Source organism: Nocardia sp. CY15 (genome assembly GCF_009829295.1).
GTDB classification, from domain to species: Bacteria; Actinomycetota; Actinomycetes; order Mycobacteriales; family Mycobacteriaceae; genus Nocardia; species Nocardia sputi.
The window spans coordinates 17,055-28,077 of sequence record NZ_VUOT01000054.1 but is presented as its reverse complement, the minus strand read 5'-3'; the positions used below and the strand labels follow the sequence as shown (position 1 = coordinate 28,077).

Sequence of the window (11,023 nt, the reverse complement as noted above, 5' to 3'; positions counted from 1 at the left end):
AGAACAAGCCCGACGAGCCGCCCTACCAGCCTGGTTGCACACCTATAATCACCACCGGCAACACACCGCCATCGGCCGCCAGACACCCATCAGCCGGTTGACCAACCTCCCTGGGCAGTACACCTAGTGCCGCGTCCGGATAGGTCGCTGCGGTAACCGTGTGTCGTGTCGGCCTGGCGTGTTGATCGGGGATCCTGCTGCTGAAGGTGGTGCCGGTGGCTCGGAGGCCGGATGTGTTCGTCGGAGGTCGATGTAACGGTTGCCGGCTGTGCTGACACTGAGCCTTCTGAAGCTATCCGCTTGGAAGGAGACTCCATGTACGACCCCCCGTTGCCCACGTCCGCAGTAGCAGCCACCGCGGCGGCGGGCTCCGGCCCACGCGGCGGCGGCGATGCCGACCAGCCCTGGGCGCTTCGCATGCTGGAAAGCCGGGTATCCGGACGCTGGGCGGTCACAGTCGCGATCGTGCGAATCGTGGTCGGCGCATTCTTCGTCCTCGCCTCCACCTCGAAGTTTCCGTTCTCGAGTTACTACGAGGAAGAAGCGGCCGCGTTCGTGGAGTGGGGCTTTCCGGATTCGGCCCTGATCGTCATTCTGGTCGGCCTGCTCGAGTTGGGCTGCGGGGCGCTGCTCGTCCTCGGCCTCGGTGCCCGCCTGGCCGCTGCCGGGCTCGCGGCCACCATGGTGGGCGCGATCTGCACCGCCGGGATACAAGAGGGCGGCTACTTTCACCTCGGCCTCGCGCCGGCAATGCTGCTCGTCGCGCTCGCTCTGACCTGGACCGGAGCAGGCCCGGCGTCATTGGACTCCCGTGTGGCCGTGAAAGTGGGGGGCAAGCGATGAACTATTCCGGTGTAGCCGACCCGAGCAACACGTTGGTGCGCGTGGTACCTGCCGAGGCGAAGGACCTGGCTGCTGCCGCTGCCCAACTGCTGGTGGATTTCAACCGGGAATACAACGATCCCGCCCCTGATCCGGCGTGGCTGGCTGATCATCTGTCGACGTTGATCGCGGGCGGAGACACCAGTGTCCTACTCGTCGGTGATCCGGCGGTCGCAGTGGCTGTACTTCGGTTCCGGACCAGTACGTGGTCGGCGAATTCCGAAGCCTATCTCGCCGAGTTCTACGTGATTCCGCCGCTGCGTGGACGCGGCATAGGCTCAGAGTTCCTGATGGCGATTCTCGATCACGCCCGCGAACGCGGGGCGAGATACATGGATCTGACCACCACCGAGGAAGACCGCGCCGCACGCCGCGTCTATGAGAAGCACGGTTTCGATTGCCACGAAGGCAAAGGCCGAGGTCCTGTTTCGCTGTACTACGAACTCGACCTGGACTGAAATGAACGGGCATCCGTTCTCACGACCGGATTGCCGGCTTCGACTTCGGGCCGCACTGAGCGAAGCCCGGCGGCCCTCTCGCCTCGCACGCCTGGAGACACGGATGTCGAAATGGAACGACACAGAGGAAACCGTCCTGCTCGCTGGCTTGCGGAACGGTGATGCGGCCACGTTCGAGCTCGTCTTGGACAACTGGTCAGGTGGGATGATCCAGGTAGCGAGAAGTTACGTCTCGACCCACGAGTCGGCCTGCGAGGTGGTGCAGGAAACCTGGATCGCCGTCATCCGCGGCATCGACAAATTCGAAGGTCGCTCCTCGTTGCAGACTTGGGTGTACCGCGTCTTGGTCAACACGGCCAAACGCCGTGGTCTCCAGGAAGCTCGTAGTGTTCCGATGAGCTCTTTGGAAACAGACACCGGACCCACGGTTGACTCCGCGTTGTTTCGACCCGAGGGAGAGCCGTACGCGGGTCACTGGTGGTCGCCGCCGACGCCGTGGCCCTCACCGGAGCAGGCCTTGCTCGACGACGAGGTGCGCGCGGTGATAGCCGCGGCGCTCGAACAACTGCCTGCTCGACAACGCATGGTGATCAACCTGCGCGATGTGCTCGGCTACGGGTCGCACGAGGTCCGCGAGATACTCGAGATCTCCGCGGCCAACGAGCGAGTATTACTGCATCGTGCGCGTGCTTTCGTCCGAGGACGACTGGAGGAGTACTTCGCCTCGGCCGAGAACACCCACCGGCGAATGAACAGGAAGGTGCCCTGATGGAGGAAATTCACTGCATCGACCTTGTCGAACGGGTCACCGACTTTCTCGAAGGCGCCCTGAGCGAGGACGAAGAGCGACGGTTCCTCGCCCATCTGCAGTACTGCGACGGGTGCGACCGCTATCTCGACCAACTGCGCCACACCATCAACGCGCTGAACCACCAACCCTCGCCCGGCCTGTCCAATGAAATGAAAAAAGCGCTGCTGGCAGAGCTCCGTTCCCAATCCTACTGAGCGCTTCATAGAACTCGCCCGCAGCACGCAAACTCAGGCCGTGACTGTTCGACGATGTCGTGGGACCGGGGTTGAAGTCGTGATCATCTGTCGCACGTACGATTCCGACACCTGCATCAGCTTCACGATCAACCCGACCGGCTGATGCTGCGCAGAGACCATCGCCACCACCGCTCACGCGCCCGAGAGCAACCGGCCACCCGGTGACAGTGACAGCATCAACCTTCCTGGACGCGGCACTAGGAAGCGGCGGTCCGAGCGAGTTCGGCCTCGATGGTGACGACTCGCTCGGCCTCGATACCCCACGGGTGCTCGACACCGACCCGCCGGTCCAGATCCCACAGCACGCATTCCTCATCCGGAGCGGCCACGAACGACCACGCCACCACCGTACGGCCGAGTTGCTCCGCCATGGTTCCGTGCGACTCGTCGGCAGGCCCGTCGCCTTCCGGGAAGTGGTGCAGGAAACGACCATAGGCTCTCGCGCAGAAATCGGCGTAGCGCTTGGTGCACAGGATCAACCCGTGCCATGCCTCGTCCACCGCGTGCGACGGCATACCGATCACCTGGTCGTCGCGCATGGCAGCGCCGCAGCAGAGCAGCCATTGCCGCAGGCCCGTGGCCACCAGTTCCCTTGGCTGCCAAGGGCAGGTCTTGTACACGGCCTCGGGCAGTTCCAGCGCGTCGACGGCGGCGCGCACGGTCGCCAAGTCGATATCGTGCGCGGTGGGCCTGCGGAACCTGAAGTTCACCACAGTTCACTGTACGTGCGGCCGCTCGGCCGCTACCGTTTTGACATGAGCGCACTCATCCTGTTGTTCATCCTGTTGATGGTGCTGCTCCTCGTGGCGGTTCCGATCATCGTCGTAGTCGTCATCATCCGCTCGCAGCGCAATCAGTTTCCGCCGCCGCCACCCTACGGTCCGTGGCGCGGCGGGTACCGGAGCGGAGGATATAACGAGGGGGGATCCAATGACCCGTTCTGGGCCGCCGGTGGAGCCGGATTGATCGGCGGATTCGACCAGCCGCACGGGGGTGGGCATCACCCTCATCATCACGGCGGCAGTTGCGGCGGTGGAAGCGGCAGCAGTTGCGGCGGGGGGAGTAGTTCCAGCTGTAGTGGCGGCAGCAGTTCCAGCTGTGGCGGCGGCAGCAGCTCGAGTTGTGGCGGCGGCAGTAGTTCCAGCTGCGGTGGCGGCGGATCCTGACGCACGATTTGACCTCAACTCATCTTCAGGTTTCATGCTGATCTTCGTTCGAGACAGCAAGAAACGACGGAGGATGAGTCATGCGGGTTGTGCAGGCCGTTGAGTTCGGTGGACCGGAAGTGCTCGTGGTGCGCGAGCTGCCGGATCCGGTGGCCGGGCCGGGAGAGGTGGTCGTCGATGTGGCCGCCGCGGATGTGATGTTCCTGGACACCCGACTGCGGAGCGGCTGGGGAACCGACTTCTTCGCCATCGAGCCGCCCTACGTGCCCGGCGGGGCGATCGCCGGCGTGGTGTCCTCGGTCGGTCCCGACGTCGATCCGGCGTGGGTGGGCAAGCGGGTGTCTACGCCGACCGCGGCCAGCGGCATCGGCGGCGGCTTGCCGATCGGCGGATACGCCGAGAAGGCGCTGGCCAAGGTGGACACGCTGGTCACGGTGCCCGAGGAACTGACCGCGGCCCAGGCCGTCGCGCTCGCACATGACGGCAGGACCGCGCTCGCGGTGTTCGACCGCGCCACCGTCCGGCCGGGGGAATGGGTCCTCATCACCGCCGCGGGCGGCGGGCTGGGCATCCTGCTGATCCAGCTCGCCCGTGCGGCGGGCGCGAACGTCGTCGCCGCGGCGCGTGGCGCCACGAAGCTGGAACTCGCCCAGCGGCTCGGCGCCACCGCGGTGGTCGACTACTCCGCGCCCGATTGGGCGGCGAAGGCGCGCGCCGCCACCGGGGGCGACGGCGCGCACGTGGTGCTCGACGGCGCGGGCGGCGCGCTCGGCGAGGCCGCGCTCACGGCGGTCGCGGACGGCGGTCGCTTCCTCGGATATGGCGCTGCCGCAGGCGAATTCGCGACGCTGGACCAGGAGGCCGCGCAGGCGCGCGGTATCAACGTCTACGGGCTGTTCGACATCACCGGCGCCGAGACAGATTGGCAGGCGCTCGCCCGGCGAGCCCAGGAAGAGGTCGCCGCGGGCCGCTTGGAGGTCGTCATCGGCCAGACCTTCCCGCTCGACCGAGCCGATCAGGCGCATGCCGCCATCGAGTCCAGGACGGCGGTGGGGCGCACTTTGTTAACAGTGTGAACAAAGCGGCGAACTGGACAATCGACGTAGTGCGCTGCCTGGGCGACGGCGCTAGGGTGCCGGGGTGGAAACTCTGCTCGTCGTCGGCATCGTGATCGTGGTCCTCGGCTTCGTCGTCGCTGTCGTGCAATTTGCCAGCCGGCCACCCAAGGATGCCGAGCCATGGCACGACCGTGACGACGCCGAGGACTACGAAGACGACTGGGACGAGGATTACCGCGACGACTGACCCGCCGGGGTCAGCACCACGACCGCGATGGGCCGCTTGGTCAGCTTCTGATAGGCGCTGTAGCGACCCTGATTCACCTTGTCGACGATCACCCACCGCCGGGCGTAATCGGGATCATCCGGCAGCGTCGCCCGTGCCCGCACCGTCAGTTTCCGCCGCCCGACCTGGATCTCACACTCCGGCCGCGCCTTCAGATTCGCCAGCCACCCCGGCGGCCGCGGCGATCCGCCATTGGACGCCGTCACCAGATAGTCCGCGCCGTCCCGCGCGTACGTCAGCGCCGAAGTCCGCTCCTTGCCGGACTTGCGCCCTACCGTCCGCAGCAACAACGTCGGATTCCCCAGCAGCAGCCGATGACCCACCAGCCCACCACTGTTCTCGTACACCCACTGATGCGCCTTCAGCACCTTCGTGAACAGACCGGCCATACCTGACCCTCCAGTAAGTTTCCGACCTCTCACCCTAAGCCAGCCGACTGGTCTGGACCCCACCGGACCCGGTAGCATCCCCAACGCTCGCGGTTTCCCGCGGCACGGGGCGGTAGCTCAGTCGGTTAGAGCCGTGGACTCATAATCCATTGGTCGCGGGTTCGAGCCCCGCCCGCCCCACAAACCCCTGTGCAACCTGCCGACAGCCCAGTCCACCAATGGCAGTCTGCGTCGCCGTCTGACTGTTCCGTTGCTCGCGTGCGGATACACTGTCATAACGGAGGTCGCCTGAAACTCACCGATCCAAGTAGCTGACAATCACGGGCACAAGAAACCGACAGGCAATCGAACAAAAGGGTGAGCCGTCATGCTATTCGAATGGGTCGAGTCCGCCGGAGGCCCCCTGCTGATCGCACCCGAATGAGAATTTGGTCACTGGGGCGGCGCATCCGGCAGGGACGGACCCGTAGAAACATGCGGCGACTACGGCCGAGCCTGCTCGGTCGAGGGATACATCGGCCTGGTCAGGATCGGCTCTCAGCAGGCATTGGTTCTTGCAGACGAACCGGATCGCACGACATATCTCCCAGCCGAGCGGATGTTCCTGCGATGGGCAGGGGCAGACTCCGAAGAAGAACTCGTCGCCGCAGCGCGGCAAGCATTACAAGACCACATCGCATGGGATCCAGACGAAGAGGGGCTGCTGCACGGATAGGTCACATCGATCTGGCTTGCCGTGAGGCGGGCCTGGAAGGATGTCATCGTGCCCAAGCCCTATCCCCGCGAGTTCCGTGACGACGTTGTCCGCGTCGCTCGCAACCGCGACGAAGGCGTGACACTCGATCAGATCGCCGCGGATTTCGGGATCCATCCAGTGACGCTGACGAAATGGATGCGCCAGGCCGACGTCGACGAGGGCGTGAAGCCGGGGACCAGCACCAGCGAGTCCGCGGAGTTGCGGGAGTTGCGGCGCCGTAACCGGTTGCTGGAGCAGGAGAACGAGGTCCTGCGCCGGGCGGCGGCGTATCTGTCACAGGCGCAGTTGCCGGGAAAACGTACTACCCGCTCGTGAGCGAGCTCGCCGCCGACGGGATACCCGTGGTGGTGACGTGCCGGGTATTGAAGATCGCTCGACAGCCCTACTATCGGTGGCTGGCCCGGCCGGTCACCGCCGCGGAACTGACCGAGGCGTACCGGGCGAATGCCCTGTTCGACGCCCACCGTGATGATCCGGAGTTCGGGTACCGGTTCCTGGCCGATGAGGCCGCCGCGGCCGGTGAGCCGATGGCCGGGCGGACCGCGTGGCGGATCTGCTCGGCGAACAGGTGGTGGAGCGTGTTCGGTAAACCCCGCCGCGGCAGGTCCCGGCGTCCGGGTCCGGCTGTCCACGACGATCTCCTCCGCCGGGAATTCGCTGCGGATCGTCCGAACGTGTTGTGGCTCAGCGATATTTCCGAGCATCGCACGAGTGAGGGCAAGCTCTACATCTTGGTTGAGGGCGGGTGTGAGTCCACCCTCAACTACTCACCGAGCCATCGATTGATAGCGGCGATGTGGAGCGGGGCCAGGTAGCGGACGGTGAGTTCATCGAACCTGGTCGCCACTGCCCGATGCTGTTCGAGTTTGTTGATGTCACGTTCGACGGTGTTGCGATCGCGGTAGGTCACCTCGTCGAACGCAGGCGGCCTGCCACCGTCGGAGCCACGGCGGCGGCGGTGGCAGGCCTGATCGCCCGGGATCGCAATGGTCGCCCGGCCGCGATGCCGTCGAAGGTTTCCAGAATTCGCGCGGCAGGAATAGGCCTTGTCGGCCAGGAGTCGGTCGGGCGGCTACGCGGCCGCCCGTTCCCGAGCCGTGGCACCGCGATCTCCTCGAACACAGCAGGCATCTGCGGGCTGTCACCTGCTTGACCGTGGTGAGCAGCACCGACAGGGTCTTAGTCCATTCCGCAGGTAATTGAATCGTCATGAGTTCGAAGCCGCACTCGATACCGGTGCTCCGGATATCTCCCAGAAGTCGGCGTAGCGGCCGCCGTGGCGCAGTAGTTCGTCGTGGCTGCCCTGCTCCACGATCTGTCCGTTGTCGAGGAAGACGATGTGGTCGGCGTGTTGGACGGTGCGTAGTCGGTGGGCGACCATCACGACGGTGCGGCCTGTCATGAGGCGTTGGATGCCTTCGTGGACGGCTGCTTCGTTGACGGGGTCCAGAGCGGAGGTGACTTCGTCGAGTAGGACGATGGGTGCGTTCTTCAGTAGTGCGCGGGCGATGGAGACGCGTTGGCGTTCGCCGCCGGATAGTAGTGCGCCGCCTTCGCCGACGTTCGTGGTCCAGCCGTCGGGTAGGCGTTGGATCACGTCGTCGAGTCGTGCTGCGGTTGCTGCGGCGCGTATTTCGGTGTCGGTGGCGTCGGGGCGGCCGAGGCGTATGTTGTCTTCGATGGTGCCGTCGAAGAGGTAGACGTCTTGGAAGACGATGGCGTATTGCGCCATCAATTCCTGGGTGCTGATCGCGCGGACGTCTACACCGCCGACGCGTACCGCGCCTGTGTCGACGTCGTAGAAGCGGGCGAGTAGTTGCAGCAGGGTGCTTTTACCGGCTCCTGATGGTCCGACGATGGCGAGTCGTTGGCCCTGCGGCACGGAGAGCGAGACGTTGTCGATCACGGTGCGGCCGCCCGGCCGGAAAGTGACCGAGTCGAACTCCAGAGCATGGCCTACCGGCTGGATCGGTTCGGGAGGTTCCGGCAGGGGATCGGTGCGCAACACCATGTCGAGGCCGGCCAGACCGACGCGTGCGCTGCGCAGTTGACCACCGATTTCCGACAGGGAAAGCAGCGGGTCCGCGCAGCGGGCTGCCAGCACCAGGATCGCCAAAACCTCGGCTGTCCCGATGTTTCCGCCGAGGGCGAGGTAGGCGCCCAGGGCGAGCAGCGAGGTGAACATCGCCTGCACGGTGAGCGTCAGGCCCACTATGCCGGGCAGGGCCGAGAGCATGGAACGGCGAGCAGCGCGCTCGAGTCCAGACAGCGAGTCGTCGAGCAACTGGAAGCGTTCGGCGGTCCGGCCGCCGGCGCGCAGCACCGGCTGGGCTTGGAGATACTCGATGACTCTTCCCGTGGCCTCCTTGGTGCGTTCGGTTCGTTCCGCGTCGGCGGCGGCCATCGCACGTCCCGTCCAGGTCTGGATCGCCGCCACGATCGGGACGGCGGCCAGCGCGGCCAACCCCATCTTCCAGTCGAAGGCGAGCATCACGACGACGATCGTCAGCGGAGTCGCCGCGGCGGAGATGAGAGGCGCCAGCAGATGCGCGATCACGCTCATCGCTTGCAGCACACCCTCGCTGGCGAGGACCGACACCTCCCCGACGCGACCGGCGGTGAACCAGCCGAGGGGCAATCGAGCCAGGCGATCGCCGAAACGATGATAGACACCGCGCAACAGCGTGGTGCCGACGCGGAAACCGGACAGATCGCTGCGATAGCGCAGCGCCCCGTAGCCCGCGACCGCCGCCCCGAAGGCGATCAGCCAGGGCTGAGCGTCCGAAGGTGTGCTTCCGAACAGCGCCCGCAACACCGGAATCAGCAGTGCGTAGGACAGACCTTCGGCTATCGCGGTTGCCGTCATCAGGGCCACGGTGCGGCGCACGGGCTGGGCGTACTGGTCGCCGAGCACGCGCAGTAGCATTCGAATCATTTGGGCTCGTCTCCTCGGGTTCGATCGGCGGCGTTCGTGAGACCGTGCGTGCTCACGTTTCGCGGCCTTCTCCGCGGCCCGAATTCACGCTTCAGCACGCCACCGAGGGTTTCGGCCGCACCGGTGGACGCGGTTCGGTGGGATTGCCAGAATTCGGCGAATCTTCCGCCTCGTGTCAGGAGTTCGGTGGGTGTACCGCGTTCGATGATCGTTCCGTTCTCCAGCATCACGACGGTGTCGGCGTCGGTGATGGTTTCCAGGCGGTGGGCGATGACGAGGATGGTGCGGTCGCCTGTCAGCGCCGCCAGGGCTTGGCGTACGGCTTGTTCGGTGTGGGGGTCGGCGAAAGCGGTGGCCTCGTCGAGTACGAGTACGGGGGTGTCGGCCAGTAGCGCGCGTGCGAGTGCGATGCGTTGTGATTCACCGCCGGATAGTTCGATGTCCGCACCGAGCATCGTGTCGTAGCCGTGAGGCAGTGCCAGGATGCGGTCGTGGATGTTGGCCAGTCGGGCGGCGCGTATCACCTCGTCGCGCTCGGCGTGGGGTACCGCGAGTGCGATGTTGTCGGCGACCGTGGCGCGGAGCAGGCGTACGTCTTGGAAGACGAACGAGACCATCCTGTACAGCTGCCGGCTGCTGATGTGGCGTAGATCGACACCGCCCAAGGTCACCGAGCCGTGGGTGGGGTCGAAGAATCGCGGTAGCAGTTGCACCAGGGTGGATTTGCCGCTTCCCGACGGCCCGACGAGCGCGGTGACCGTGCCTGGTTCGAGCACCAGGTCGATCCCGCGCAGCACTTCGCGGTCGGTGTCGTAGCCGAATCGGACTTCCCGCAGTTCCACTCGGTGGCCCTGTGGGGTGCGCGGATGTGCGGGTTGCGGCAGCGCCGGCACGGCCAGCACGTCCTGAATCCGTTCGACTGCGCGGCGGGCGGTTTGCAGATCATCGAAGCCGTGGCCCAGCGCCGCGACCGGAGCGGTCAGCCCGAGCCCCAGCAGCAGGAACGGCAGTAGATCCGCCGGGGCCAGCGAACCGTTCGTGATCAACACCGCGCCACCGGCCAGCACGACCAGCAGCACGAACGGCGGCGACAACACCACCTGCATCCCCGCGGCGATCCCAGCGAGACCGTGCACCATGCGGAGGAACGAGTCAGCGAAATCGTCTGCTGCCGTGCGGAATTTCCGGTGCGCCCGCTCGCCGGAGCCGAACGCCTTGATGACCGCGATGCCCTGCACGAACTCGACGGCCGCAGTCGCGATCCGGCTCATTCCCGCGTCGAACTCCTTCTGTTCGCGCAACCGGGTCGGGGTCATCATCAGCGGGACCAGCGCCACTGCCAGCACCACCGGTATCAATGTGATCAGGGTGAGCCGCCAGTCGACGGTGAACAGGTAGATCAGCGACACCAGCGGCACCACGAACGCGGCGACGAGATCGCCGGGGGTGTGGGCGATGAGCGGGTGCACGGCACTCACGTCCTTGCCGACGATCTTCGCCAGTTCGCCGGAGCTGCGCCGGGCGAACCAGCCGATCGGTACCCGGCCCAGCTGGGCGGCCAGTCGCCTGCGGAATGCCAGTTGCACCCGGCTGTCGAGCAGGTGTCCGATGCCGGACGATGCGGCCGTGAACAGCAGCCGGGCGAACAAGCCGACCGCGCCCGCGAGCACGATCATCCAGACATGACCGTGATCGATCGGCCCGTGTGCCAACAGTGTTCGGCCCAGTTCGACCACTGCGAGCAACGGTGCCAGTCCGGCAACTGCGCCGATGATTTGCAGGACGACAACGGCGGCGAACCCGCCCAGGTAGGGGCGCAGAAATGCCGCCACGCTGCTTTGCGCCGAGGAGTCGACATCTGCTGGGGGTGGGGTGGACTGCTCCCTCGCCTCCGCGAGGTCGATGGTGGTCATCGTTCTCCTGTCTTCGTCAATCTCTTCGCGCTGGATAGCTGCGGGTTCGCGTGCGTCGCGCGCCCATAGATCGAGCCGGCTCGGGTCGGTCGGTCAGTCGTGAGCTGGTGGTTGCGGTGACGACTGAGAGCA

General features: G+C 65.8%; 14 protein-coding genes, 1 tRNA gene and 1 pseudogene. 11 read left to right on the top strand and 5 right to left on the bottom strand.

Translation table 11 applies throughout. The annotated features are described in order from the left end of the window. From GVY39_RS32325 to GVY39_RS32305, 5 genes are all read left to right on the top strand, one after another. The coding region (locus GVY39_RS32325; protein ID WP_159930631.1) for an integrase core domain-containing protein at positions 1–127 on the top strand (127 nt) is incomplete at its 5' end. 188 nt (positions 128–315) lie between these two features. Further along, positions 316–843, top strand: coding sequence for a DoxX family protein (locus GVY39_RS32320; protein ID WP_159930752.1), 528 nt, complete (start codon positions 316–318; stop codon positions 841–843). Then, positions 840–1,340, top strand: coding sequence for a GNAT family N-acetyltransferase (locus GVY39_RS32315; RefSeq protein WP_159930753.1), 501 nt, complete (start codon positions 840–842; stop codon positions 1,338–1,340). The genes GVY39_RS32320 and GVY39_RS32315 overlap by 4 nt, the downstream gene beginning before the upstream one ends. Before the next feature lie 103 nt (positions 1,341–1,443). Continuing rightward, positions 1,444–2,109 (top strand): RNA polymerase sigma factor, encoded by a 666-nt coding sequence (locus GVY39_RS32310; protein ID WP_159930754.1) that lies wholly within the window; start codon positions 1,444–1,446, stop codon positions 2,107–2,109. Then, the gene (locus GVY39_RS32305; protein ID WP_159930755.1) at positions 2,109–2,345 is read left to right on the top strand and encodes an anti-sigma factor; all 237 of its coding nucleotides are present in this window, start codon (positions 2,109–2,111) and stop codon (positions 2,343–2,345) included. The genes GVY39_RS32310 and GVY39_RS32305 overlap by 1 nt, the downstream gene beginning before the upstream one ends. A gap of 239 nt (positions 2,346–2,584) precedes the next feature. On the opposite strand, the gene GVY39_RS32300 is transcribed toward GVY39_RS32305, so the two are convergent. Both GVY39_RS32300 and GVY39_RS34165 read right to left on the bottom strand, forming a co-directional pair. Further along, positions 2,585–3,097, bottom strand: a complete 513-nt coding sequence (locus GVY39_RS32300) for a hypothetical protein (protein ID WP_321210188.1) — start codon at positions 3,095–3,097, stop codon at positions 2,585–2,587. A 302-nt stretch (positions 3,098–3,399) separates the two neighbouring features. Further along, on the bottom strand, positions 3,400–3,558 hold the full coding sequence (locus tag GVY39_RS34165; RefSeq protein WP_195070093.1) for a hypothetical protein: 159 nt from the start codon (positions 3,556–3,558) through the stop codon (positions 3,400–3,402). A 75-nt stretch (positions 3,559–3,633) separates the two neighbouring features. Between GVY39_RS34165 and GVY39_RS32290 the strand changes: the two genes are divergently transcribed. Together GVY39_RS32290 and GVY39_RS32285 are read left to right on the top strand one after the other, a co-directional pair. Next, positions 3,634–4,629, top strand: a complete 996-nt coding sequence (locus GVY39_RS32290) for a zinc-binding dehydrogenase (protein ID WP_159930756.1) — start codon at positions 3,634–3,636, stop codon at positions 4,627–4,629. A gap of 64 nt (positions 4,630–4,693) precedes the next feature. Further along, positions 4,694–4,858: a hypothetical protein gene (locus tag GVY39_RS32285; RefSeq protein WP_159930757.1), complete on the top strand. Its 165-nt coding sequence runs from the start codon at positions 4,694–4,696 to the stop codon at positions 4,856–4,858. Here GVY39_RS32285 and GVY39_RS32280 read toward each other — a convergent pair. After that, positions 4,843–5,286: a nitroreductase/quinone reductase family protein gene (locus GVY39_RS32280; protein ID WP_159930758.1), complete on the bottom strand. Its 444-nt coding sequence runs from the start codon at positions 5,284–5,286 to the stop codon at positions 4,843–4,845. The genes GVY39_RS32285 and GVY39_RS32280 overlap by 16 nt on opposite strands. Positions 5,287–5,392: 106 nt before the next feature. Between GVY39_RS32280 and GVY39_RS32275 the strand changes: the two genes are divergently transcribed. The 4 genes and pseudogenes from GVY39_RS32275 to GVY39_RS34155 all read left to right on the top strand — a co-directional run bounded on the left by GVY39_RS32275 (position 5,393) and on the right by GVY39_RS34155 (position 6,858). After that, positions 5,393–5,466 (top strand) — tRNA-Ile (locus tag GVY39_RS32275). A 265-nt stretch (positions 5,467–5,731) separates the two neighbouring features. Further along, a pseudogene (locus GVY39_RS35475) lies at positions 5,732–6,001 on the top strand (Imm21 family immunity protein); the annotation flags it as partial. Between the two features lie 48 nt (positions 6,002–6,049). Further along, a complete protein-coding gene (locus GVY39_RS34160) occupies positions 6,050–6,358 on the top strand; it encodes a transposase (protein ID WP_201295427.1) in 309 nt (102 codons plus the stop codon). Then, the gene (locus GVY39_RS34155; RefSeq protein WP_201295428.1) at positions 6,355–6,858 is read left to right on the top strand and encodes a hypothetical protein; all 504 of its coding nucleotides are present in this window, start codon (positions 6,355–6,357) and stop codon (positions 6,856–6,858) included. Before GVY39_RS34160 ends, GVY39_RS34155 begins: the two co-directional genes overlap by 4 nt. 392 nt (positions 6,859–7,250) lie before the next feature. Here the strand turns inward: GVY39_RS34155 and GVY39_RS32250 are convergent, their stop codons facing one another. After that, entirely contained in the window at positions 7,251–8,978 is a 1,728-nt protein-coding gene (locus GVY39_RS32250) for an ABC transporter ATP-binding protein (protein WP_159930759.1), read from the bottom strand. Next, the gene (locus GVY39_RS32245) at positions 8,975–10,891 is read right to left on the bottom strand and encodes an ABC transporter ATP-binding protein (RefSeq protein ID WP_159930760.1); all 1,917 of its coding nucleotides are present in this window, start codon (positions 10,889–10,891) and stop codon (positions 8,975–8,977) included. The genes GVY39_RS32250 and GVY39_RS32245 overlap by 4 nt, the downstream gene beginning before the upstream one ends. Positions 10,892–11,023 lie beyond the last annotated feature (132 nt).